The following is a 26,184-nucleotide window of genomic DNA, read 5'->3' on the forward strand; positions in this document are numbered from 1 at the left end:
TTTTTAAAGCTTTATGTATAGATTGTTTAGAAAGTAAATCATTTTGTAAGATATTTATCATCATCTTATATATGCTATAGTTTCATTTTTTTCAGTCTTAATGCATTCATAACTACGCTAACAGAACTTAATGCCATAGCAGCACCGGCAATCCAAGGTGCTAATAAACCACAAGCAGCTATTGGGATGCCAGCTACGTTATATCCAAATGCCCAAAATAAATTTTGTCGAATATTTTTAATCGTAGCTTTACTTGCTTTGATAGCTTTTGGAACTAATAGCAAGTCACCACCAAGAATCGTAATATCTGCAGCTTCAATCGCTACCTCAGCTCCAGTGCCTATAGCCATTCCAATATCGGCTTTTACAAGTGCAGGCGCATCATTAATTCCATCACCGACCATGGCAACCTGTTTACCTTTGTCTTGTAATAAAGAGATTTGATGTGCCTTTTCTTCGGGCAACACTTCTGCAATTACATGTTCAATGCCAACTTGTTTGGCGATGGTTTGAGCTGTTCGATTGTTATCACCAGTCAGCATAACCACGTCGATATTCATATTTCTTAGTTCTTTTATCGCTTGTTTAGCATCATTTTTTACTGTATCAGCAACAGCAATGATTCCATTAATTTGATTATCCACGGCAATCATCATTGCCGTTTGACCTAAATGTTCATAGTGATTTAATTGGTCATTTAATTTATTACTAATAGATATATTGTAATCGTTCATTAATTTTCGATTGCCCACAAGGATTTGTTGTTGATGAATCGTAGCTTTAATACCATGTCCCGGAATTGATTTAAAAGTGTCATTATCAAGTAAATTAAGACCTTTATCTTTAGCATAAGTAACAATAGCATCAGCAAGAGGATGTTCTGAAGCATTTTCAGCACTTGCTAAAAGTTGTAATGTATCATTGTCACCAACATAATCAGTTACTACAGGTTGACCATTAGTAATTGTGCCTGTTTTATCTAGCACGATTGTATCAACATAATGTGCACGTTCTACAAATTGGCCTCCTTTGAATAATATGCCATTTTCTGCAGCACGTCCTGTACCTACCATAATAGATGTAGGCGTTGCTAAACCAAGTGCACAGGGACAAGCAATAACTAAAACAGATATTGCTGAAACAAGTGCAGGTTCAAATTGCCCGGGGTGAACGAATATAATCCATATGATAAAAGTAATAACCGCAATGCTAACTACAATCGGAACAAAATATCCAGAAATAATATCAGCTAAGCGTTGAATCGGTGCTTTAGAACTTTGAGCATCCTCAACCACTTTAATTATATGTGATAATGCAGTATCACCACCTACTTGAGTTGCTTCAATCATGATTGAACCATTTTTATTCATGGTAGAACCAATCACTGAATCGCCACTACTTTTTTCAACAGGTATAGACTCACCAGTTAGCATGGATTCGTCAATAGAAGTATCACCTTTAGTGACTTTGCCATCTACAGGTATCTTTTCGCCGGGTTTTATTAGTAAAGTATCTCCGACTTTAACTTTATCAAGTGGAAGCATAATTTCTTTATTTTCTTTAATTACTCGTGCTTCTTTCGCTTGTAAATTTAACAATTCGCTTAATGCATTGGTAGTCTGTGATTTGGCACGTGCTTCTAAATATTTACCAAGAAGAATTAACGTAATTAAAATAGCACTTGTTTCAAAATATAAATGCGGGTGATGTGTTTGATGTGTGAGCCACATCATCATTTCATAAATGCTATAAAAATATGCGGCACTGGTACCAACAGCAACCAATACATCCATGTTAGCTGAACCATTTCGCAAATTTTTATACGCGCCAACGTAAAATTGCCACCCAATAATAAATTGGACAGGTGTTGAAAGAATTAATTGTACCCAAGGATTGACCAAAATGGATGGAATGGAAATTGGTGAGATATGCACCACCATTACTAATAATAGTGGCAACGATAAAATAGCTGAAATGATTAATTTATTGCGTTTATGTTTTAACTCTTGTTTTTTACGATTTGATTGCGCTTTTGATGAAGTTTTAGTTTCAGCATCGTATCCAATATTTTGAATACGTTTAATTAATGCTTCCGTGTTCGTAGCACTAGGGTAATATTTGATGAGTGCTTGTTCGGTAGTTAAGTTTACTGTTGCCTGTTGTACACCTTGCGTTTGATTTAGAACCTTTTCTATACGATTAGAACATGCTGCACATGTCATACCATTTATATTTAATTCTACTTGCTCAACTGCAACATCATAGCCGAGACTTTGAATTTGCTCTACAAAATCTTCGAGATGATAATCGTCAGACTCATAGTCGATAGTTGCTTTTTCAGTAGTCAGATTCACTTTAGCTTGAACATGATTCATACGATTCAATTTCTTTTCAATACGATTTGAGCACGCAGCACATGTCATACCAATAATATCCAAAGTCAACGTTGTATTAGCCATCTAAATGCCTCCATTTCACATCTAATGTACCCCCTATAGGTATACAAGTCAACTACTTAGCTTATATATTATGGGATAGTATTATGTGTTACCTTTAAGAAAAATTAATCAATAAATCTATATAGGTATAAATATTTAATGGATAAAATAACAAAATACATCGTTTTAATTTATTAACAGGAAACATTTCATAACATCATGTTTTTATCTTTTTCTCAATTAGCATGACATAAATGTTAAAAAAAGTCAGAAGGATTTAGATCTTCAAAATTAATATTATGATAATTATTGAAATGATCGATTTTGATATCTTCAATTATTTTTCCACTTTTGATTTGTTCGAAATAATGATTTGCACAATGTATAACATCATATTCATTGAACGTTTTGATTAAGCCGATGATTATTAATGATAATATAATACCCTTAAGTATTTTTCTCATAGGATACAACTCCTTTATTGAATTATATATGAGTGTACATTTTTTTATGATGATAAACATGCGTCTATAGAATGGATATTGACTCATCCCTTAGTTTGATTAAACAATAGCATATTAGATTTTCTAATATAATTACTGTACGTGTTTGATGATAAAACTTTATGGGAATTTAAATGTAAAACATAAAGTGAGGTAATGAAAAGTGAATTTATTAAAATTTCACAACAAAATCAAAGGATATACTCAAAATAGACAACCAGGTATTGAAGCGGATATGGAACCTAAACCCATTGCAGAATTAGAAGAATATAAAGCAGCAGGAAAGTTAGAGAATAAAGTTGCTCTAATAACAGGAGGAGATTCAGGTATTGGACGTGCGATAGCAATACTATATGCTAAAGAAGGGGCAAATGTTGCTATTGGTTATTATGACGAACATCAAGATGCCGAAGACACAGTTAATCGACTTCAAGAAATGGGTGTAAAAGCTAAAGCTTATGCTCATGACTTAAAAGATGAAAAGCAATCTCAAAAGTTAATCAAAGATGTCATAAATGACTTCGGTAGTTTAAATATATTAGTAAATAATGGGGGCGTGCAATTTCCACGCGATCATTTTGAAGATATCACTCCACAACAAGTGAAAGAAACTTTTATGACGAATATTTTTGGTATGATGTTTTTATCCCAGGCAGCAGTACCTTACCTATCTGAAGGAGATACAATTATAAACACTACAAGTGTCACAGCATATAGAGGATCGGGGCATCTCATTGATTATTCAGCTACAAAAGGTGCCATAGTATCGTTTACCCGTTCTCTTGCTACTACTTTAATGGAAAAGGGAATTCGCGTTAACGCCGTTGCGCCCGGCCCAATCTATTCACCTTTAATTCCTGCGACATTTGATGAAGAAAAAGTAGAACATCAAGGTGACGAAACGCCGATGGGTCGTCGTGGACAACCAGCAGAACTTGCACCTTCTTATGTCTTCTTAGCAACACATGCAGATAGTTCCTATATTACTGCTCAAGTCATTCATGTCAATGGTGGCGATTTTATAACATCTTAATAAAATTAATAGCGCTACTTGGAGCTGATGTTTAGCATTCTAAGTAGTGCTAAATTTTTGAGAAAAGATTAGTTGAAATTAAACGACTTTATAGATGTAATATGACGAGAAGATGGGTGAAAAGAGTATCATTTTTAATAGATTTGATTCTATTAGACGTCTATACAATAATCGAATAAATGTTTACGTTCAATGATAGTAACGTAAGAATAAGGCCATGAAGCGATTAATTTTAAAAAATTCCCTTGATAAGCATAAGTTAAATGAGATATTTAAACATAGATAATGTTAAAACTGTAAATTTATTTATAGAAAGGGAGAGTTATACGGTTCTAAAAGTCACTTACTTTAAAATGAAAGCGTTTGCAAATATATAAGCTTACATAGTAAAATAAGACAAAGGTTATGGCGAAGAAAAATCTTTAAAATAAAAGAAGATGACAAGTCATACCTTTATGCATAAAGGATGGTAGAAATGATAAATTCATAGGGGGTAATTAGAATGGTAGTACCTTTCAAAAATGAACCTGGTATTGATTTTTCAGTACAGACAAATGTTGAGCGTTTTAATGAAGAATTAAGGAAAGTAAAAGCGCAACTAGGACAAGATATACCACTTGTGATTAACGGAGAAAAACTTACTAAAACTCATACTTTTAATTCAGTGAATCCTGCGAATACATCACAGCTCATTGCGAAAGTGTCTAAAGCAACGCAAGATGATATTGAAAAAGCTTTCGAATCAGCAAATCATGCGTATCAATCATGGAAGAAGTGGTCGCATAAGGACCGTGCAGAATTACTGTTACGTGTAGCCGCAATTATCCGTCGTCGAAAAGAGGAAATTTCCGCTATTATGGTTTATGAAGCCGGCAAGCCTTGGGATGAAGCAGTTGGAGATGCAGCTGAGGGTATTGATTTTATAGAATATTATGCAAGATCAATGATGGAACTTGCAGATGGTAAGCCAGTATTAGACAGAGAAGGTGAACATAATCGCTATTTTTATAAACCTATTGGTACAGGCGTGACAATTCCACCATGGAATTTTCCATTTGCAATTATGGCTGGTACAACCTTAGCCCCTGTTGTTGCAGGTAACACTGTATTATTAAAGCCTGCTGAGGATACAGTTTTGACTGCTTATAAATTAATGGAAATATTAGAAGAAGCAGGTTTACCACAAGGTGTTGTAAATTTTGTTCCTGGTGATCCAAAAGAAATTGGAGATTATTTAGTCGACCATAAAGATACACATTTTGTCACATTTACAGGATCCCGAGCTACAGGTACACGTATTTATGAACGTAGTGCTGTAGTGCAAGAAGGACAACAGTTTTTAAAACGTGTTATTGCAGAGATGGGTGGCAAAGATGCGATAGTTGTAGATAATAATGTAGATACAGATTTAGCGGCTGAAGCAATTGTTACATCTGCTTTTGGTTTCTCTGGTCAAAAATGCTCTGCGTGTTCTCGTGCCATAGTCCATCAAGACGTACATGATGAAATATTGGAAAAAGCAATTCAATTAACTCAAAAATTAACTTTAGGTAATACTGAAGAGAACACATTTATGGGGCCAGTAATTAATCAAAAACAATTTGATAAAATCAAAAATTATATTGAAATTGGTAAAAAAGAAGGCAAACTAGAGACTGGTGGTGGAACAGATGATTCTACCGGTTATTTCATTGAACCAACGATTTTCTCCGGACTACAATCTGCGGATCGTATCATGCAAGAAGAAATTTTTGGACCAGTCGTAGGCTTTATTAAGGTCAAGGATTTTGATGAGGCTATTGAAGTAGCTAATGATACTGACTATGGTTTGACAGGCGCTGTAATTACTAATCATCGTGAACATTGGATTAAGGCTGTGAATGAATTTGATGTAGGTAACCTTTACTTGAATAGAGGTTGTACAGCTGCAGTAGTGGGTTATCATCCATTTGGTGGATTCAAGATGTCTGGTACAGATGCTAAAACAGGAAGTCCAGATTACTTACTTAATTTCTTAGAACAAAAAGTTGTTTCTGAAATGTTTTAATTTATATATAACATGTCGTTGTAATGTGCGTGAATGAGGGAGATGACTTATAGCCACTTTACAACGACTTTTTAGTTTGGAAAGGAAATAATTATTGCAATTGATAGAAGAACGTTTATTCATATCGTTAATATTTTCATCAATATTAACGATATGAATAAACGTTTAAAATAATGTATTGTTCACAAAAAAGACATACATCCTGTTAATTGGTTATTGTAAAAAAGTAGTTTAAGGCATATTCTGTTGTTAAATGATAATGATAATGATTATTAATTAGAGAGTGTGAACAATATGATTAGTGTAAACAATGGGGTAAAAAATAAAAAATATAAAGTGAAGCATATAGGGATTTCAAATAAAAATATGTTGTATCGTTTAGGGGCATTAGGGTTAAACATTGGAAGTGAAATTAGCATCAAACAGAAATGTTTACTCAACGGTCCTAGCGTTGTTGAAGTAAATGGTCAACATTTAAGTTTACGACAACGTGATGCACGACTCATAACATTAGAGGAGTAGTTATAATGACTCAAAGCTACTGTATTCTTGGAAACCCTAATGTAGGCAAAACATCATTATTTAATGCGTTAACCGGTTCTTACGAATATATAGGTAACTGGAGTGGCGTAACCGTTGAAAAGAAAGTAGGAAAATTGAAAGATAATGTAGGTGATTTAGTTGATTTACCGGGCATTTATGATTTATCACCTATTTCTAAAGATGAGACGGTTGTCACAGATTATTTAATGTCAACGTCATTCACAGGAATGATTAACATTATTGACGCATGTCAGCTTAAAAGAAATCTTAATCTTACAATACAGTTGATGGAACTCAACAAACCTATGATTATTGGTTTAAATATGATAGATGTTGCAACACAAAGAGGTATTAAAATTAACTATCAAGCTTTGATGAGAAAATTAAAAGTACCGGTATTTCCAATTGTTGCTAGAAAGGCAAAGGGGACACATAGTCTTTTAGGAGAGCTTAATTATTTAGAACCACATCAACGTCGTGCATTTAAGATTAATTATGGAACTGAAATTGAAACTGCAATTCAACAAATTTGTTCAATTATCAAACAGGATAATATGTATCCAACAGAACGTTTACGTTTTATAGCCATACAGTATTTAATAGACAATGTTCAAATTTATCAAGAACTCGATGCCATGATTTTAGAACAGTTAGAACCCATTAAGCGAAAGTTAAGTAACGCGACAGAACAATCAACACGCCAAAGAATTGAAGCTGTGCGAAATGATTACATTAATCAGCTATTGGAAGATATCGTAGAATATCCCGAAGAGGATAAACAATTCTTTACTTCAAAAGTGGATCGATTATTATTAAATAGATATCTAGGTATACCTATATTTTTAGGTATTATGTGGCTTATTTTTCAAACAACCTTTACATGGATAGGAACACCATTATCTGATCAATTAGACGCTTTTATAAGTGGTCCTTTATCAGAATGGATTAAATCTGTTATGAATACATTACATATTACGTCGTTTCTTCAAGATCTTATTACAGATGGTATTATCGCTGGTGTGGGTTCTGTATTGGTATTTGTACCACAAATTGTTGTGTTATTCTTTTTTATTTCTTTATTAGAAGATTCAGGTTATATGGCAAGAATAGCTGTATTAATGGATAAAACAATGGAATCTATAGGTTTAAGTGGAAAATCATTTATTCCTATGATTATTGGATTTGGATGCAATGTACCAAGTATTATGGCAGCAAGAAGTATAGAGAATGAGAAAGAACGTTTGATTACAATATTGGTTGCACCCTTCATGTCATGTTCAGCACGCTTACCGGTTTATGCACTTTTTGTAGGAGCGTTCTTTTCAGCACATCAATCACTAGTTGTATTAAGCTTATATATTTTAGGTATAGTTGTCGCTTTACTAGTAAGTACGTTATTGAATAAATTGATATTAAAAGATAATCAGTCTGTTTTTATTGTGGAGTTACCGACATACCGTGTTCCATCATTTAAAACACTTTGGCGCAGTACTTGGGAAAAAGCAAAAGGTTTTGTCAAAAAAGCAGGTACCTTTATTTTTGGTGGTTCAGTCGTTATTTGGACACTCACATACATCGGTCCGCACGGTGTTAATGTCCCGATTAATCAAAGTTTTATGCATATGATTGGTCAAGGGTTCGCGAATTTAATTGCACCTTTAGGATTTGGCTCTTGGCAGGCAGGAGCAACTTTAATACCTGGCTTTCTTGCTAAAGAAGTGATTATCAGTTCTATGGCTATTTTATACTCTTCTAGCGAAAGTGGTTTAACACAAGTCATTCAACAGCAATTCACTCCACTTTCAGCTTATGCATTCATGATTTTTATTTTACTTTACGTTCCTTGTATTTCAACAGTCGCTACGATTCGTAAAGAGACAAGTTCTTGGAAATGGACATTACTAGCGGTTGTTTATCCAATAGCAACAGCATATATATTAACGTTCGTATTCTATCAAGTTAGTCAATTATTTATATAAAGGATGAATTCGTCATGTTTATTTTAGTCAATACAATATTGTTCATAGCGATTTTTGGTTATACAGCAATGACATTAGTAAAATTCTTTAAACGTTCAAAAGAAGGTGATTGTGGTGGGTGTAAATCTAATTGCAAATGCGATACGAATACTTCATCTCATAAAAATAAATTAAATATTCCACATATTAAGTCATAGATAATTACAATAACAAACCTCTTTCATTCAGAAATGTATTTACGAATGAAAGAGGTTATTTGTATTAATAAAAATTTTGACATGTTAGTTCGATACAATAATGATTAAAAGTTTTAAAAAGTGATATACTACATGTAAAATGTATGTATATAAGTTAATTGCTAATTGGGAGGAATAAATGTATGAAGGGTAGCAAAAAATTAAATGAGTTACTAGAAGATAATCAGAAGAAACTAAAAAAATTATTTAAGTACGATCATAAAAAGGCTTTGGCGTTTACACCAGAGGATAGAGAAAAAGTTAAGGATAAGTTTGGTGTCTATGTGATTTTCGATGAGAAAAAACCAGTGTTTGTAGGTCAAACTGGAGGATATTCATCCACACATCAACCTATAAATAGTGATTTGTATACAAAATTAGGACAATACAATTCACGTTCAGAAACAGGTACAACTAAATTTAGAAAAGCTTATGCTCAAAATAAGGACTTAAATCCAAATCATTTAAAAGACATTACTGCAGATAAATACGGCCTCACTTTTCAATATATAAAAGTAAAAGACGAACCTGCGTTCATTAATGTTTTAGAAATTCTCGCATTAGAATATGCAAAAAATAAAGGGTATGAACTTTATAATTTTCAATAAATATAATGACATCTAATCAAAAGGGTGAGTTGGACTTTAAATTCTATATCTTGACCAGTCTGGGACGTAAATCAAAGTTCCAGACTTTCTTAAAGTATGACCTGTCGATAATTGACTTAATATATAAATGATGACATTTTTCAATTTTAGTTATCGTTAATGGTGTATCACATTCTATTCGAATGTTTATCCAATTTCATAAATATAGCAATTATCTATATTATAAAATTATGTTCAGAATAGAATGCGTTAGTTTATAAGGATATGACTAGAATGATATACACATTTAAGGAGTTGGAGAAATATGTATCAATCAATGTATGACTCGCCCGTTGGCTTATTGCAATTAATTACAAACGATGGCATCTCGTTGTCACATGTCTTATACCCTAATCAACATTTGAAAGGAATTAAAACAAAGGATACGTTAGATGTTTTTAAAGATACTAAAGCGTGGTTAAGAGAGTATTTTAAAGGGAATTATCCTGAGATAAAAGTACCGTTAGCACCAAAAGGCACTGATTTTCAACAGAAGGTATGGAATGAACTTCAGACAATTCGTTATAGAGAACTTAAAACATATGGAGAGATTGCTAAAACAGTAGGACGAGCAATGAATAAGCCAGCAATGTCTGCTCAGGCTGTAGGAGGTGCTGTTGGGAGTAATCCTATTTCTATACTTATACCATGTCATCGAGTGGTTGGTAAAGATGGAAATTTAACAGGATACGGAGGTACTTTAGACAACAAAATAAAATTATTAAAATTGGAAGAAATAGATATGACACATTTATACAGACCTAAAAAAACAACGAAACCTTGAGATACGTTATTGTATAGAATTGCTTTAGTTATTTGTCAATGTTGATCTATGGATAGGATTCGTTTTTATCTATGAATAGTAGGTAAACAGTATATAAATAGTAGAGGTCTATAATAGATGAAATGCACTATCTTGGGATTAAAAACCCCCTAAAAACAGCTATATGACGTTGTTTTTAGGGGGCAAGTATGAATAGTAAATTCGTTTCTTTCATTTTAAAAAATTAAAAAAGCAAAAGAATTGAGTTTAGATTATTCTGCTATATGATATTCACGAATATTGTTATCAATAGATTTTAAATAGAAAATGTCACGATCTGCATTTGATTTTTCAAGTTCATGATTCAATTCTAATTGGTCAAAGCGTTTGAAGAAATGTTCATATTCATCAACAGAAACCTCTATTCTATTATTTAATAAAGATTTGTGGCGCTCAACATCTAATTGCTCCTTGAATCCATCTACTAATGTTCCACTAAAGAACTCGCCTACAGAACCAGAACCATAACTAAAGAGACCAATCGTTTGTCCGCCTTTTAAATCACGTGTTTCTAATAAAGAGATGAGACTTAAATATAAGGCCCCTGTGTAAATATTACCGACATAACGATTATAATCAACTGCATCTTGGTAACTAGAGTTAAGACGGTCTTGTGTAGTTTCATCGGCATGATTAATAATAGAATCTAAAGCTTTTTGTCCCATTTTGGTGAATGGTACATGGAAACATAGTGAAGCGAAATCAGCGAGTGTTTTATTATGGCGACGTGCATATTCATTCCAACTTTCTTGGAATGACTTGATATAGGCATCTTTCGACAATGCACCAGCAACTAAGGGATATTGATGACCCGTTGGACGCCAGAAATCATAAACGTCTTCAGTATATGCTACGGCATCATCATTAAGTTTTAAAATACTTGGGTTATGTGAAATCATCATTGCAACTGCACCGGCACCTTGAGTAGGCTCACCACCAGAATGAATACCATAACGAGCTGTGTCACTAGCAATGACAAGAACCTTTTCGTTAGGGCGTTGAGCAAGATAATCTTTGGCAAGTTGAATTGCAGGTGTTGCTGCATAACAAGCCTCTTTCATTTCAAAGCATCTTGCAAAGGGTTGAATACCTAAAAGATGGTGAATTTGAACGGCTGCTGCTTTGGCATTATCAATCGCAGACTCAGTTGCTACTATAACCATACCAATATTCTTTTTATCTTCTTCTGTTATAATATCTTTAGCAGCATTGGCTCCCATAGATACGATATCTTGATTCACTGGGCTCACAGTCATTTCAGTTTGACCAATTCCAATTAAAAATTTATTAGGATCGACTTGGCGCGCTTCTGCAAGTTTAGCCATGTCTACATAATATTTGGGTACATAGAAACTTATTTTATCTATACCTATATTCATAAGGTGTGACATCCTTTCATTTTTTGAAGTAGCACTAGTATCATACCAAAGAAAATTCGTTTTATACAATGAAATATAACAGACATGACCAGGAATATATAATAAATATGTAAGCGCTTTACAAAAATTGTGAAAAGTTTTGAATTATTTGAGTGCAAGACAATGTTAGCAGTTGATATTTAAAGCGAAAGTTAAAAGGTTACATTACTACAGTAATATAAAGATATTTTAAAGGAGTACATAAATGAAAAGTTTAGATAAAGGATTTAGACATTTAACACGAAAAGATAAATTAAAAAAACTTGTTGAATACGGTTGGCTAGATGATGAAAACTATGAAATATTACTTAATCATCCGTTAATTAATGAGGAAGTCGCAAACAGTTTAATTGAAAATGTCATTGGTCAAGGTGCACTACCAGTAGGGTTATTACCTCGAATTATAGTTGATGATAAAGAATATGTAGTACCTATGATGGTAGAGGAACCTTCTGTCGTAGCAGCAGCAAGTTATGGCGCAAAACTCGTTAATCAAAGTGGTGGATTTAAGACAATTTCAAGTGAACGTCTAATGATTGGACAAATTGTCTTTGATGATGTTGAAGACACAGGCACATTAGCTAACTCAATATATCAAATAGAATCACAAATTCATCAAATCGCTGATGAAGCTTACCCTTCTATTAAAGCAAGAGGTGGAGGATATCAACGTATTGAAATAGATACATTCCCTAATCATCGATTATTATCTTTGAAGGTTTTTGTTGATACTAAAGATGCTATGGGTGCTAATATGTTAAATACAATATTAGAAGCAATCACTGCACATCTAAAAGTTAAATTTTCAAATCAAAATGTTTTAATGAGTATTTTATCTAATCATGCGACAGCATCAGTAGTAAAAGTACAAGGGGAAATAGATATTGAAGATTTACATAGAGGAGAGAGAAGTGGCGAAGAGGTAGCACAACGTATGGAACGAGCGTCAGTTCTTGCACAAGTAGATATACATCGTGCTGCAACACATAACAAAGGTGTGATGAATGGTATACACGCTGTAGTATTGGCTACAGGCAATGATACAAGAGGAGTTGAAGCAAGTGCTCATGCATATGCAAGCAAAGATGGTCATTATAGAGGGATAGCTACTTGGGAATATGATCGCTCACGTAATAAATTGGTTGGAACTATTGAAGTTCCTATGACTTTAGCGACAGTAGGTGGAGGTACGAAAGTTTTACCTATTGCTAAAGCCTCATTAAATTTGCTTAATGTTGAAAATGCACAGGAACTAGGGCAAGTTGTTGCTGCTGTTGGATTAGCACAAAATTTCTCTGCATGTAGAGCGCTAGTGTCTGAGGGGATACAACAAGGACATATGAGTTTACAATATAAATCATTAGCGATTGTTGTAGGTGCAAAAGGCGAAGAAATTGCGCAAGTAGCTGAAGCGCTCAAATATGAATCACAAGCTAATACTGCCAAAGCTCAAGAAATCTTGATGAATATAAGAAAGTCATAATTAAAAAGCCGTCAAACGGGTATATCTTGATATATAGCTTCAAGGATATACTTATTTGACGGTTTGTTTGATTTGATTAATAAATATAATTATAGTTTCGTGCAGACGATTTACTAATAATGCGTGTGCCGTAGCCTAATGGCACATTATAATTATATTCAGAAATTTTGATTTTTCCATTCTTATATACTTTTTCAACCACTGCTACGTGCCCATAATAGCCTCTCGTTGATTGCATAACAGCGTATTTTCGAGGCTTATGTCCAGTTGCATAACCAGATCGACGTGCATTGCTATACCAATTCTTAGCATTACCCCATCGATTTGATACAGGTTTACCTAATTGAGCACGACGTTTAAATGCCCACCAAGTGCATTGTTTTTTACCATAATAATTATGTGCAGCATGGGAAATATGCGTTTGTTCAATAGCTTGATATGAGAGTGTTCCAGTAAATGTAATCATTGTAGCGATAATAATACGAGATAATAATTTTTTGAATTTCATTTCTTTCTCCCAAAAAATGTATTTATTTAATGACAGTAATAATAATAGTATTTAAAAATGCGCTATACAATATAAGAAATGAATTATCAAAGTAAATGTAACATTAATGAAATATACATATTTTTATCGTAATAATCGTTTGAGTAAAAAAAGAGTGAGACTACATTCAAATAAAATGTAATCTCACTCAGGTACGAGATGATTAACTCCATGTATATAAGTATGCGTAAATGTTAAAGTCATGTCATAACATCAATTTATACTTTAGTGAATTGGTTGAAAACAGCTAGTGCCCGTTTGATACTCGTCACTGGTATGTTTTCCGGACATGGATGATTTCGAAAATATGTCAAGATTTCTTTTTGGCTCGTCACGTCTTTAGGGAAATTGATATCTTGATTAATCCAATCAACCAATTCACCTAATGGCGTGTCATCACCTAGGAAATTTTGCATAAATTCGTAAAAGCTCAATATCTCACCTCATAATATATTTTATGAGCCGACTTTTATTTTAACATATTTTCGTTTTTTAAAATACTTGAAAAACTAAATAAAATGTTTTGAATTATAGTTTTTAAATATATTAATCGCTAGAAAGGTCAATTTTGTTGTATAATTAAACTTACTATTGAATTATATCAAAACTAGGGGGATATGCATGGATATAAAACACATGAAATACTTTGTTGAAGTTGTCAAACAAGGTGGTATGACAAACGCTTCAAAATCCTTGTATATTGCGCAACCAACTATCAGTAAAGCAATTAAGGATATTGAAGCAGAGATGGCTGTCCCTTTATTTGACCGGAGTAAAAGAAGTTTAGTACTTACTGATGCAGGTAAAATTTTTTTCAAGAAATGTCAAGAAATCATCGCACTATATGATAATTTGCCCACTGAAATTAATAGTTTGTATGGTTTAGAAACAGGTCATATCACTATTAGTATGTCTGCAGTGATGAGCATGCGTAAATTTATTGGCGTATTAGGAGACTTTCATCAACTTTATCCGAATATCACGTACAACTTAATCGAAAGTGGTGGTAAGACGACTGAAAACCTTATACTTAATGATGAAGTGGATATTGGTGTGACAACATTGCCAGTAGATCATCAAAAATTTGAATGTATATCTTTAAACAAAGAAGAACTGACTGTAGTTTTAAATAAAGAACATCCTTTAGCACAAAAATCTTCTATTAAAATGGAAGAATTAGCTGATGAGAACTTCATTTTATTTAATGAAGATTTCTATCTCAACGATAAAATTATTGAAAATGCGAAGAATGCTGGATTCGTGCCGAACATGGCCTCACAAATCTCACAATGGAATGTGATTGAAAATCTTGTCATTAATCAATTAGGTATTTCCATATTGCCAGCCACTATAGCACAATTACTTAATGATGACGTCAAAATTGTACATTTGGAAAATGCACATACAACTTGGGAGCTTGGTGTCGTTTGGAAAAAAGATAAACGTTTAAGTCATGCTACAAATAAATGGATAGAATTTTTGAAAGAAAGATTATCCGAAGAATAATATAAATATAATAACAAACAATGCATTTAATAAAAGAGCGAAGTTGTTAAAGATGTGAAATAATATGTTTTTACAAAGTCATATTACAACGAAAACGTAGGGTTTTGAATTATAAATTAATTCTGCCCTACGTTTTTTTACTATCAATTAGTTCTCAGCACTATTAATTTGCTAGCGTTTTCATAGATTTAAGGAATATAAAATATCATGAATAAATATTTTTAATATATAATAGCAAACACTATAATAGAAAATGTCACTAAAAAAATACAGTAACAATTTGGACACATTTTTAGAAAGGGGTGTTGTTGATGGAAAAAGCAAAATTTGTCATTAAGTTAATACTTCAACTTGCCCTTATCATGCTTATTACTTTTATAGGCACAGAAGTTCAAAAATTACTTCATATACCTCTAGCAGGTAGTATCGTAGGGCTTATGCTTTTTTTCCTATTGTTACAATTTAAAATTGTACCTGAATCATGGATTAATGTAGGAGCAGACTTTTTACTTAAAACAATGGTTTTCTTCTTTATCCCATCAGTGGTAGGAATTATGGATGTTGCATCTAATATCACGATGAATTATATATTATTCTTTATTGTTATTATAATTGGTACATGCCTTGTAGCACTATCATCAGGTTATATCGCTGAAAAAATGCTAGAAAAAAGCAATACACGTAAAGGAACTGATCACTCATGAATGAATACTTACAAGCAGTTCTAATGATTTTGTTAACTATTGTTCTGTACTATGTTTCCAAAAAGATTCAAGATAAATACAATAATCCACTATTAAATCCAGCTCTTATTGCATCAATTGCAATAATTATTGTTTTATTGGTTTGCGGAGTAAGCTATAAGGGGTATATGAAAGGTGGTACCTGGATTAACCATGTTTTAAACGCTACAGTTGTATGTCTTGCATACCCACTTTATCAAAATAAAAAGAAAATAAAAAAATATTTAACAATTATTTTCACAAGCGTGTTGACTGGTGTAGTTCTCAATTTTGTGTTAGTATTTACAACGTTGAAAATCTTTGGTTATTCTAAAGACACAATTGTTACCCTGTTACCTAGATCAATTACAGCAGCAGTAGGTATAGAGGTTTCTCAAGAATTGGGAGGAACAGATACAATTACTGTGCTCTTTATCATAACTACAGGTTTAATCGGCAGTATTTTAGGTTCAATGCTTTTACGTATGGGAGGTTTTAAATCTTCCATTGCGCGAGGACTAACTTATGGGAATGCTTCTCACGCATTTGGTACCGCAAAAGCATTAGAGCTTGATATTGAATCAGGAGCGTTCAGTTCAATTGGTATGATTTTAACAGCAGTCATTAGTTCTGTTCTCATACCAGTACTGATTTTATTGTTTTACTAAAGGGAAAAAGATTTACTCATATTAATAGAAAGGGAGGCTATTTGTAAAAATGGCACAAATTAAAGCAAATGAAGCATTAGTTAAGGCATTACAAACCTGGAATATTGATCATTTATATGGTATTCCTGGCGACTCAGTAGATGCTGTTGTTGATAGCTTACGTACGGTCAGAGATCAATTTAAATTCTATCACGTACGTCATGAAGAGGTAGCGAGTTTAGCTGCTGCAAGTTACACAAAAATGACAGGGAAAATTGGTGTAGCTTTAAGTATCGGAGGACCTGGTATTGTACACTTATTAAATGGTATGTACGATGCTAAAATGGATAATGTACCTCAACTTATTATTGCTGGACAAACAAATAGTACATTATTAGGTACAAAATTCTTCCAAGAGACAAACATTTCTAAAATGGTTGATGATGTTGCTGTATATCACCACCAAATTCAAAAAGGTGATAACGTATTTGAAATTACAAATGAAGCAATTCGTACGGCATACGAGAAAAAAGGTGTCTCTGTTATCATTTGTCCAAATGACTTATTAACTCAAAAAATTAAAGACACTACAAATCGTGCAGTTGATACAACTAAACCAAAACCAGCTTCACCAAAATTCAAAAGTATTAAAAAAGCAGCTAAATTAATTGATAAAGCTAAAAAACCAGTAATGCTTATTGGTTTAGGTACACAACACGCTAAAGATGAATTACGTGAATTTATTGAAGCTGCAAAAATTCCAGTTATTCACACATTACCTGCAAAAACAATCTTACCTGACGATCATCCTTATAGTATTGGTAACTTAGGTAAAATTGGTACTAAAACATCTTATCAAACAATTCAAGATGCAGACTTATTAATTATGGCTGGTACGAACTATCCGTATGTTAACTATTTACCTAAGAAAAACATTAAAGCTATTCAAATCGATACGAACGAAGAAAATATTGGTGCACGCTTTAAAATTAATGTAGGTATTTTAGGTGATAGTAAAGTTGCTTTCCATCAACTAACTGAAAACATTAAGCATGTTGCAAAACGTCCATTCTTAGATAAGACATTAGAACGTAAAGCAGTTTGGGATAAATGGATGAAACAAGATTTGAATAATGACAATTCACCATTACGTCCAGAACGTTTAATGAAAGCAATCAATGCTAACTTAAAAGATGATGCAATTATCTCAGCAGATGTTGGTACTTCTACAGTATGGTCTACGCGTTACTTAAACTTATCTGTAAATAATAAATTCATTATTTCTAGTTGGTTAGGTACTATGGGCTGTGGTTTACCAGGTGCGATGGCAGCTAAAATTGCTTATCCAAACCGTCAAGCAGTAGCTATCACAGGTGACGGTGCGTTCCAAATGGTAATGCAAGACTTTGCTACAGCTGTTCAATATAACTTACCAATGACAATCTTCGTATTAAATAACAAACAATTGTCATTCATTAAATATGAACAACAAGCTGCTGGTGAATTAGAGTATGCCATTGATTTCTCTGATATGGATCATGCTAAATTTGCTGAAGCTGCTGGTGGTAAAGGCTATGTTGTGAGAGATGTAAGTCGTCTTGACGACATCGTTGAAGAGGCAATGGCTCAAGATGTTCCAACAATCGTTGATGTTCATGTTGATCCTAATGCTGCACCATTACCAGGTAAAATTGTAAACGAAGAAGCATTTGGTTACAGTAAATGGGCTTATAGATCAATTACTGAAGATAAAAACTTAGACTTTGATCAAATCCCACCAATCTCTGTAGCAGCTAAACGTTTCTTATAATAATACATTTTTAGAAACTCGACTCTAAGTAGTCGAGTTTTTTTATGTAAAATTTTCAAAAAGTATTGTAAACGCTTTATTGAATGTGTATACTAGATGTAAATAAAATCATTGCGTGTTACTGGTTATGCAGGCATGAGCAAATAAGAGTGTCTATCTTTCGTGATATGAAATTGATAGTCTTATTTGTTCATGCTTTTTTTGTGGCACGTAAATAAGAAGATAGAGAGGAATGAATTGATTATGTTTAAAAAGCTATTTGGTCAAATGCAACGTATCGGTAAAGCTTTAATGTTACCAGTTGCGATTTTACCGGCTGCAGGGTTGCTATTAGCAATTGGGACTGCGTTTCAAGGCGAAGCGTTACAACATTATCTTCCATTTATAAAAAATGATATTGTTCAACAAATCGCTAATATGCTTACAGGTGCTGGTGGTATTATATTTGATAATCTACCTATTATCTTTGCTTTAGGTGTAGCAATTGGTCTTGCAGGTGGAGATGGTGTAGCTGCTATTGCTGCATTTGTTGGTTTTATCATTTTAAATAAAACAATGGGGGCTTTCTTGCATGTAACTCCAGATAAATTATCTGATCCAACTAATGGATATGCAAATGTATTAGGGATTCCTACACTTCAAACAGGTGTGTTCGGAGGTATTATTATTGGTGCACTAGCAGCCTGGTGTTATAACAAATTCTATAATATTACCTTACCATCATATTTAGGATTCTTTGCAGGTAAACGTTTTGTACCAATTATGATGGCAACAACATCTTTCATTTTAGCCTTTCCGATGGCAATTATTTGGCCAACGATTCAAAACGGTTTAAATGCATTTAGTGAGGGGTTATTAGATTCAAATACAGGTTTAGCTGTATTTTTATTTGGATTTATTAAGCGATTATTAATACCATTTGGTTTACATCACATTTTCCATGCACCATTCTGGTTTGAATTTGGTTCTTGGAAAAATGCTGCTGGAGAGATAATTAGAGGCGACCAACGTATTTTTATTGAACAAATCCGTGAAGGTGCTCATTTAACTTCTGGTAAATTCATGCAAGGGGAATTCCCAGTCATGATGTTTGGATTACCAGCTGCAGCATTGGCTATTTATCAAACAGCAAAACCTGAGAATAAGAAAGTAGTTGCAGGTTTAATGATTTCTGCTGCATTAACATCATTTTTAACTGGTATTACTGAACCATTAGAATTCTCATTCTTATTTGTAGCACCATTCTTATTCGTAATTCACGCAGTATTAGATGGTTTATCATTCTTGACACTATACTTGTTAAATGTACATTTAGGATATACTTTCTCTGGAGGATTTATAGATTATGTTTTATTAGGTATTCTACCTAATAAAACAGCATGGTGGCTTGTCATCCCAGTAGGTATTATTTATGCAGTGATTTACTACTTTGTATTTAGATTCCTTATTGTTAAATTTAACTATAAAACACCAGGTCGTGAAGATAAAAAATCATCTGTAACAACTACATCGGCTAGTCAACTGCCATTCGATGTTTTGAAAGCAATGGGTGGTAAAGAAAATATTAAACATCTAGATGCTTGTATTACTAGACTAAGAGTAGAAGTAAATGAAAAATCAAAAGTTGATGTTGCCGGCCTTAAATCATTAGGTGCTTCAGGAGTACTTGAAGTCGGTAACAATATGCAAGCTATTTTCGGTCCTAAATCTGATCAAATCAAACATGATATGGCTAAGATAATAAGTGGAGAAATTACAAAACCAAGTGAAACAACAATTGATGAAGAAGTGTCAGATGATCCTGTACATGTGGAAGATATTGTAGAAACAGAAATTTACGCACCTGGACATGGTGAGATAATACCGTTATCTGAAGTACCTGATAAAGTTTTCTCTGAAAAGATGATGGGTGATGGTATCGGATTTGTACCAGATTCAGGAGAAATTGTAGCACCATTTGATGGTACAGTTAAAACAATTTTCCCTACAAAACATGCGATAGGATTGGAGTCTGATAGTGGTGTTGAAGTGTTAATTCACATTGGTATCGATACAGTTAAATTAAATGGTGAAGGTTTTGAAAGTTTGGTAAATACTGATGAACCAGTAACACAAGGTCAACCATTAATGAAGATTGATTTAGAATACTTAAAGGAACATGCTCCAAGTATTATTACACCAGTAATCATAACAAACCAAGAAGACAAAACATTAACAATTGAAGATGTAAAACAAGTCGATCCTGGTAAAGCGATTATGACAATTAAATAAAGCCTATAAGAATAACTTAATGGCTAAAACAAATAAGTCTGGGACAAGGATATATTATGTCCCAGACTTTCTTTATGTATATACAGATTCTTATGAGATGAGTCCAACACAGAGAATTTCCGAAGTAATACCATGGACAAAGCAAGTTGGGGTTGGGGCCCCAACACAGAGAATTTCTGAAGAAATACCATGGACAAAGCAAGTTGGGGTTGAGGCCCCAACAGAGAGAATTTCCGAAGAAATTCCACGGACAAAGCAAGTTGGGGTTGGGGCCCCAACAGAGAGAATTTTCGAAGAAATTCCACGGACAAAGCAAGTTGGGGTTGGGGAGAAGACAGGGGACAATGAATTCTATCCTAGTTTAGCGTTCATTTTAATAAGGGGAATTTTACAAAGTTGACAAGCGTGATAATTATAGGCAATGTTGATATTGGACATATCATTTTAAAGAGAAAGGAAAGATGGTAATCATGGATGACTTGAAACAAAATCAATCTTCTAACGAAAAACCTAAAGGTAATAAAATAATTAATATTTTGATATTCATCGGAATGATTTTATTAATTCAAATACCTATTGGCGTGTCACTAATAGCTTTACCTTTTTCAGTGAAATTCAGTAAGTTAACATCCATCGCATTAAGTATGCTAATAACTGGTACAGCACTATTAATCATATGGTTAGTTAGGAATTATTATTTGAGTCATACATATGAAAGACAATATCAATCAATGAGGGGAAAAGATATCTTTATTAATATTGGTTTTCTGGTATTATCAATGGTTTTTAGTATTCTAAGTAGTGTATTAATGGTCATATTTACTGGCAACGATACTACAGCGAATGAGAAAGAAATCAATGAAAGTTTAGATTTACTTTTACAAAAAGACCATTTACCACATATTTCAATTGTTGCAACTGTTGTTTTAATGATATGTATTATAGGTCCGTATTTAGAGGAATTACTCTTCCGAGGAATTTTTAAAGAAACATTATTTATGAAATATCGATTTTGGCTACCATTCATTATATCTTCTATTATTTTTAGTTCACAACATTTATCAACAAATATATTTTCATATGCAATTTATTTTCTAATGGGTTGTGTATTATACCTTGCCTATAACAGAAGACGTAATATCAAAGATAGTATGATGGTTCACATGTTGAATAATTCTGTTTCAACATTACCGGTATTTGTTGGTTATTTATGGCTATATTTTAGATAGTAAACATAACAATAAAGACCTGATTAAAAGTAGATTTATCTTTTAATCAGGTCAATTTTATATGTTAAATTGTGATATCATTCTCTATGATTAATTTAATCGCTTTATGATCTGTTGCATTTCTAAATAAATCATAGGCACTTTCGATTTCACTCAGTTTACTATAATGTGTCACGAGTTGTTCTGGTTGTATTATTTTGCTTTTTAACGCTTCAAGTAATTCTTCAGTTGTATTTCCTGAAACTAAACCAGTAGTTACGTTAATATTTTTAATCCATAATTTATCTATATCAAGTTGTACAGGTAACCCATGCACACCAACATTAGCAATCGTACCATCGACACCAATTAAATTTTGACATAAATCAAAGGTTTGTGGAATTCCGACAGCTTCAATAGCAACATCAACACCACGTGGATTTAACGATTTTACCTTTTTAATTGCGGTTTCAGTCTCTTTAGAGTTAATTAAATGCGTAGCACCTATTTCTTTAGCGGTTTCTAATCTATTATCATCTAAATCAATCATAATAATTTTTGAAGGTGAATAGAATTGTGCTGTAAGTAATGCTGCTAAACCTACAGGACCAGCACCTACAATGGCTACTGTACAGCCAGGTTTAACTTTACCTTTTAAAACACCAATTTCATAACCTGTTGGAAGTATATCTGATAACATTACAAGGGCGTCTTCTTTTAAATTTGAAGGGGCGTGATATAAAGAATTATCTGCAAAAGGAACTTTAACATATTCTGCTTGAGTACCATTCACTAAATGTCCTAATATCCATCCTCCTCCGTTTTCACAATGTGCATAGATACCTTTTTTGCAATAGTAGCATTTGCCACATGATGAAATGCAAGAGATAATCACTTTATCTCCAACTTTGAAGTTGTTAACGTTGTCACCAATTTCTTCAATGATTCCAATACCTTCGTGACCTAGTGTCGTATGTGATTTAACTTCAGGTGTATCTCCTTTTATGATATGAAGATCTGTACCACATATTGTCGTCTTAACTATGCGAATAATAGCGTCAGTACTGCTCGTAATGGTTGGCTTCTCTTTATCCGTAAGTTGTGCATGACCAGGTTTTAAGTATTCATAAGCTTTCATATCAATACCTCCATTCATTATGTGAAATTTTTCGCAATAATTATACCACGTTTTTTGAATGGATATATATAATTTTTGTGAAAAAATACATTTTACTCAGTGTGTTCAGTTTTTTATGAAATTAAATAGAGTATTTAAAATAGTGAAGTGCGATACATTGTTCATTTACACTTAAATCATTTATGATTGAGTTAAGTCTTTGAAAGATAGTAGGTGTATATCATGTATGAGAATATACAAAATATTGAAGATTTTTACCGATTTATAAATGCACACGCTTTAGCTGTTGTTCATATTATGAGAGATAATTGTACAGTATGTCATGCAGTATTACCCCAAATTCAAGATTTACTAAAGGACTATCCGAAAGCACAATTAGGTGTGATTAATCAATCTAATGTTGAAGAGATTGCCGGAGAACTTTCTATTTTTACAGTACCTGTTGATTTAATTTTTTTGAAAGGGAAAGAAATGCATAGACAAGCACGTTTTATCGATATGCAATCGTTTGAAAAACAATTGTATATGATGCAAAATGCCATCGATTAAGCTATTCTAAAATAATAATTGAAAATCAAATAGCAAATTTAAAAATGCCTGGGAAATTAATTCGGTAGATTTCACAGGCATTTATTTTTTTGTATTTTTAATCATTGGGCTGTATCTTCATTCGTGTTATGATTAATCTCGTATATTTTAAATTAAACAGTCAATAGATGAAGGAGGCCAAAATGAAGAAGCAACAAAATAAAGTCCATATGATTAATATATCTTTATGCCTTATAGGGACATTACTTATTGCAATCGCAGTAAATAGTTTTGTTATACCGGGCAATTTAGGTGAGGGTGGTTCTATAGGCCTTTCATTAATTCTGAATTATACTCTAGGTATTTCACCCGCACTCAGTTCCTTCATCATTAACGCAATATTAATTATTGTAGGTTGGAAATTTCTCAGTAGAACGACAGCGATTTACACTGCTATAACAATCACCGCAAGTTCAATTTTTCTTGATTTAACTCACACATTCGGATTAGGTATTCATGATAATTTTATTAATTCAATTTTTGCAGGTTTAATGTTGGGAATCGGTTCTGGGTTAGTAATTACTGCTCATAGTACATTGGGTGGTACATCTGTCATTGCACGTATCATTTCAAAATATAGTGAGATGAAGACGTCACAAGCACTACTTATATTAGATGCAATCATCGTGTTATCATTTATCGTTGTTTTACCTATAACGAATGTATTATATACTATTGTGATGCTATTTATTGTTGAAAAATCAATGTCTTTTGTTGTTGAAGGATTTAATCCTAAAAAAGCTGTGACAGTTATTTCAAAATATAATAAAGAAATCAGTGCTGATATATATGAAATGACTGGAAGAGGGGCAACCTTATTAAGTGGTAAAGGTGCTTACCAAAAAAGTGATACAGAAGTTCTATATGCCGTGGTATCCCAAAATCAAGTTGGAGCAATAAAAAAGATTGTTAATCAATATGATGAAAATGCCTTTTTAGTGATTCATGATGTGCGTGATGTCTTAGGTAATGGATTTATTAATATTAAATAAGATTTAATAAATTGAGCCAATTACTCAATGTTTAGACGCTGATGGTTTAAAATGGTTATAGATTGAGGAGGTTGGCACATTCATGTTTAAAAAGATTGCTACTATACTAGGTTCGACATTATTTGGTACAGTTTTATTCGCAAAAGTGAAAGAAAAGCGTAGTTATAAAAGTTTTTTACAAGAGAAAATGATTAGAATATCAGGAATGAAAAAGACATTTGAAAGTATAGATGACGCGAAAAAAGCTTTGAATGAGACTAAATATCAAACTGCAGGTAAATATAATGGAACAACATATGAATTTAAGCATAAAGTTCAAATAAGAGATTATTATGGTTCTTTAGTCTATGTTGTTAATGATCATGGTCTTCCAGATCAACGCACGGTCTTATATGTACATGGAGGCGCATGGTTCCAAGATCCTTTGGAAAATCATTTTGAATATTTAGACTTACTCGTTGATGCGCTCGATGCTAGGGTGATTATGCCCGTATATCCTAAAATACCACACAGAGATTATCGTACGACATTTGAATTATTAACAAAAATATATAAGCGATTACTGACTAAAATTGATGAACCTGAAAACTTGGTCATCATTGGAGATTCAGCCGGGGGACAAATTGCATTAGCTTTTGCACAAATGTTAAAAAAAGAGCAACTGAGTCAACCTGGCCATATTGTTCTTATTTCACCGGTGCTTGATGCGACATTTAAGAATCCAGAAGCAAGAAAATATGAAAAAGAAGATCCAATGCTTGGAATTGATGGCAGTAAATATCTTGTAGAGTTATGGGCTGGTGATGCACCACTAGATGACTATAAGATGTCTCCAATGAATGGTGATTTAGAAGGCCTAGGACATATTACACTTACTGTAGGAACCAAAGAAACATTATATCCTGATGCAGTTAAGTTCTCTCACATGTTAAATGATAAAGGAATAAAGCATCAGTTTATCCCAGGTTACAATTTATTTCATATTTATCCCTTATTCCCTATCCCAGAACGCCAACGCTTTTTAGAACAGCTAAAAAAAATCATTGTCACAAAAGAGTTATAATCAAATGAGATGCGGATACTTAATGAAAAGTTATAATTATGTATTCCCAAAAATAAAGCGAACTCTTGTTATCAATAGTATTGATAACTCGAATTCGCTTTTTTAATATGTTTATTATTTTTATATGCTTCGTTTATATTTACAGCTTTATATTCAGAGTTTGAAAATGAGTGTGCTTTTGTATTGTTTGACTCATTATTTGATGACGTAACATCTTCGTTACTGTTTCTTGAAGTATTGTTGATACGAGAGTGATCAGTATCTAGAACAGAATTACTCATGTCTTTACCACTTAAACTTCCAATAAGTATAAATGCGAGGTAAATACTACAAATAATTAAAATAATTGCTAGATAGATGCCAACAGCAAGTTTAACTGACTTCTCCATACCTCTCCTCCTAAAGTCGTAATATCTTTCATATATAATGTAACATCGTTGTTTTAATCTAATGTAAATTATAAGTAAATTTATTATGACCCAACTATGATAAGCTATAATTATTGTGATTAGCGTAATTTAATTCTGTGAAATTTAATTTGT

At 32.8% G+C, this 26,184-nt stretch carries 25 protein-coding genes; 18 read left to right on the forward strand and 7 right to left on the reverse strand.

Features of this window, described 5'->3' with window-relative positions:
* Window positions 1-74 precede the first annotated feature (74 nt).
* Both FNL83_RS01900 and FNL83_RS01905 read right to left on the reverse strand, forming a co-directional pair.
* Window positions 75-2,459 (reverse strand): heavy metal translocating P-type ATPase, encoded by a 2,385-nt coding sequence (locus tag FNL83_RS01900; RefSeq protein ID WP_001832365.1) that lies wholly within the window; start codon window positions 2,457-2,459, stop codon window positions 75-77.
* A gap of 236 nt (window positions 2,460-2,695) precedes the next feature.
* Window positions 2,696-2,902 carry a cell wall inhibition responsive protein CwrA gene (locus tag FNL83_RS01905; RefSeq protein ID WP_002467715.1) on the reverse strand — a complete coding sequence of 69 codons (207 nt, stop codon included), beginning with the start codon at window positions 2,900-2,902 and terminating at the stop codon, window positions 2,696-2,698.
* A 202-nt stretch (window positions 2,903-3,104) separates the two neighbouring features.
* Here FNL83_RS01905 and FNL83_RS01910 point away from each other — a divergent pair, with 202 nt between their 5' ends.
* The 7 genes from FNL83_RS01910 to FNL83_RS01940 all read left to right on the forward strand — a co-directional run bounded on the left by FNL83_RS01910 (window position 3,105) and on the right by FNL83_RS01940 (window position 10,210).
* A complete protein-coding gene (locus tag FNL83_RS01910; RefSeq protein WP_049387576.1) occupies window positions 3,105-3,974 on the forward strand; it encodes an SDR family oxidoreductase in 870 nt (289 codons plus the stop codon).
* Window positions 3,975-4,476: 502 nt separating this feature from the next.
* Window positions 4,477-6,021, forward strand: coding sequence for an L-glutamate gamma-semialdehyde dehydrogenase (gene pruA / locus FNL83_RS01915; RefSeq protein WP_002503212.1), 1,545 nt, complete (start codon window positions 4,477-4,479; stop codon window positions 6,019-6,021).
* A gap of 294 nt (window positions 6,022-6,315) precedes the next feature.
* On the forward strand, window positions 6,316-6,543 hold the full coding sequence (locus FNL83_RS01920) for a FeoA family protein (RefSeq protein ID WP_001832332.1): 228 nt from the start codon (window positions 6,316-6,318) through the stop codon (window positions 6,541-6,543).
* Between the two features lie 5 nt (window positions 6,544-6,548).
* Entirely contained in the window at window positions 6,549-8,543 is a 1,995-nt protein-coding gene (gene feoB, locus FNL83_RS01925) for a ferrous iron transport protein B (RefSeq protein ID WP_001832356.1), read from the forward strand.
* Between the two features lie 14 nt (window positions 8,544-8,557).
* Window positions 8,558-8,740, forward strand: a complete 183-nt coding sequence (locus FNL83_RS01930; protein ID WP_001832330.1) for a FeoB-associated Cys-rich membrane protein — start codon at window positions 8,558-8,560, stop codon at window positions 8,738-8,740.
* Between the two features lie 182 nt (window positions 8,741-8,922).
* Window positions 8,923-9,387 (forward strand): hypothetical protein, encoded by a 465-nt coding sequence (locus FNL83_RS01935; RefSeq protein ID WP_002456695.1) that lies wholly within the window; start codon window positions 8,923-8,925, stop codon window positions 9,385-9,387.
* 304 nt (window positions 9,388-9,691) lie between these two features.
* Entirely contained in the window at window positions 9,692-10,210 is a 519-nt protein-coding gene (locus FNL83_RS01940) for a methylated-DNA--[protein]-cysteine S-methyltransferase (protein ID WP_002456694.1), read from the forward strand.
* A gap of 251 nt (window positions 10,211-10,461) precedes the next feature.
* Here the strand turns inward: FNL83_RS01940 and FNL83_RS01945 are convergent, their stop codons facing one another.
* The gene (locus tag FNL83_RS01945; protein ID WP_049387577.1) at window positions 10,462-11,628 is read right to left on the reverse strand and encodes a hydroxymethylglutaryl-CoA synthase; all 1,167 of its coding nucleotides are present in this window, start codon (window positions 11,626-11,628) and stop codon (window positions 10,462-10,464) included.
* 244 nt (window positions 11,629-11,872) lie between these two features.
* Here FNL83_RS01945 and FNL83_RS01950 point away from each other — a divergent pair, with 244 nt between their 5' ends.
* Entirely contained in the window at window positions 11,873-13,150 is a 1,278-nt protein-coding gene (locus tag FNL83_RS01950) for a hydroxymethylglutaryl-CoA reductase, degradative (RefSeq protein WP_002438099.1), read from the forward strand.
* Window positions 13,151-13,226: 76 nt separating this feature from the next.
* Here the strand turns inward: FNL83_RS01950 and FNL83_RS01955 are convergent, their stop codons facing one another.
* Window positions 13,227-13,658 carry a CHAP domain-containing protein gene (locus FNL83_RS01955; protein WP_002438102.1) on the reverse strand — a complete coding sequence of 144 codons (432 nt, stop codon included), beginning with the start codon at window positions 13,656-13,658 and terminating at the stop codon, window positions 13,227-13,229.
* A gap of 257 nt (window positions 13,659-13,915) precedes the next feature.
* Complete coding sequence (locus tag FNL83_RS01960) at window positions 13,916-14,131, reverse strand: sterile alpha motif-like domain-containing protein (RefSeq protein ID WP_001832364.1); 216 nt, start codon at window positions 14,129-14,131, stop codon at window positions 13,916-13,918.
* A 187-nt stretch (window positions 14,132-14,318) separates the two neighbouring features.
* Here FNL83_RS01960 and cidR point away from each other — a divergent pair, with 187 nt between their 5' ends.
* The 7 genes from cidR to FNL83_RS01995 all read left to right on the forward strand — a co-directional run bounded on the left by cidR (window position 14,319) and on the right by FNL83_RS01995 (window position 21,882).
* Window positions 14,319-15,203: a cidABC operon transcriptional activator CidR gene (gene cidR, locus FNL83_RS01965; RefSeq protein WP_001832366.1), complete on the forward strand. Its 885-nt coding sequence runs from the start codon at window positions 14,319-14,321 to the stop codon at window positions 15,201-15,203.
* 311 nt (window positions 15,204-15,514) lie between these two features.
* Window positions 15,515-15,907, forward strand: coding sequence for a CidA/LrgA family protein (locus tag FNL83_RS01970; protein ID WP_001832353.1), 393 nt, complete (start codon window positions 15,515-15,517; stop codon window positions 15,905-15,907).
* On the forward strand, window positions 15,904-16,593 hold the full coding sequence (locus tag FNL83_RS01975) for an LrgB family protein (protein ID WP_001832367.1): 690 nt from the start codon (window positions 15,904-15,906) through the stop codon (window positions 16,591-16,593). The genes FNL83_RS01970 and FNL83_RS01975 overlap by 4 nt, the downstream gene beginning before the upstream one ends.
* A 49-nt stretch (window positions 16,594-16,642) precedes the next feature.
* A complete protein-coding gene (locus FNL83_RS01980) occupies window positions 16,643-18,382 on the forward strand; it encodes a pyruvate oxidase (protein WP_001832342.1) in 1,740 nt (579 codons plus the stop codon).
* A gap of 243 nt (window positions 18,383-18,625) precedes the next feature.
* Entirely contained in the window at window positions 18,626-20,653 is a 2,028-nt protein-coding gene (gene ptsG / locus FNL83_RS01985; RefSeq protein WP_001832339.1) for a glucose-specific PTS transporter subunit IIBC, read from the forward strand.
* 19 nt (window positions 20,654-20,672) lie between these two features.
* Complete coding sequence (locus FNL83_RS01990; protein WP_002438111.1) at window positions 20,673-21,053, forward strand: PTS beta-glucoside transporter; 381 nt, start codon at window positions 20,673-20,675, stop codon at window positions 21,051-21,053.
* A gap of 61 nt (window positions 21,054-21,114) precedes the next feature.
* The gene (locus FNL83_RS01995; RefSeq protein WP_001832343.1) at window positions 21,115-21,882 is read left to right on the forward strand and encodes a CPBP family intramembrane glutamic endopeptidase; all 768 of its coding nucleotides are present in this window, start codon (window positions 21,115-21,117) and stop codon (window positions 21,880-21,882) included.
* A 64-nt stretch (window positions 21,883-21,946) separates the two neighbouring features.
* Here FNL83_RS01995 and FNL83_RS02000 read toward each other — a convergent pair whose 3' ends face one another.
* A complete protein-coding gene (locus tag FNL83_RS02000; RefSeq protein WP_002456033.1) occupies window positions 21,947-22,999 on the reverse strand; it encodes a zinc-dependent alcohol dehydrogenase family protein in 1,053 nt (350 codons plus the stop codon).
* 222 nt (window positions 23,000-23,221) lie between these two features.
* Between FNL83_RS02000 and FNL83_RS02005 the strand changes: the two genes are divergently transcribed.
* From FNL83_RS02005 to FNL83_RS02015, 3 genes are all read left to right on the forward strand, one after another.
* Window positions 23,222-23,548 carry a thioredoxin family protein gene (locus tag FNL83_RS02005; RefSeq protein ID WP_002438113.1) on the forward strand — a complete coding sequence of 109 codons (327 nt, stop codon included), beginning with the start codon at window positions 23,222-23,224 and terminating at the stop codon, window positions 23,546-23,548.
* A 182-nt stretch (window positions 23,549-23,730) separates the two neighbouring features.
* Window positions 23,731-24,579, forward strand: coding sequence for a YitT family protein (locus FNL83_RS02010; RefSeq protein ID WP_001832362.1), 849 nt, complete (start codon window positions 23,731-23,733; stop codon window positions 24,577-24,579).
* A gap of 82 nt (window positions 24,580-24,661) precedes the next feature.
* Window positions 24,662-25,642: an alpha/beta hydrolase fold domain-containing protein gene (locus FNL83_RS02015; RefSeq protein WP_002485371.1), complete on the forward strand. Its 981-nt coding sequence runs from the start codon at window positions 24,662-24,664 to the stop codon at window positions 25,640-25,642.
* Between the two features lie 71 nt (window positions 25,643-25,713).
* On the opposite strand, the gene FNL83_RS02020 is transcribed toward FNL83_RS02015, so the two are convergent.
* A complete protein-coding gene (locus tag FNL83_RS02020; RefSeq protein ID WP_002467724.1) occupies window positions 25,714-26,031 on the reverse strand; it encodes a hypothetical protein in 318 nt (105 codons plus the stop codon).
* Between the last annotated feature and the right edge of the window lie 153 nt (window positions 26,032-26,184).

Origin of the sequence: Staphylococcus epidermidis (genome assembly GCF_006742205.1) — a bacterium.
Classification (GTDB): domain Bacteria; phylum Bacillota; class Bacilli; order Staphylococcales; family Staphylococcaceae; genus Staphylococcus; species Staphylococcus epidermidis.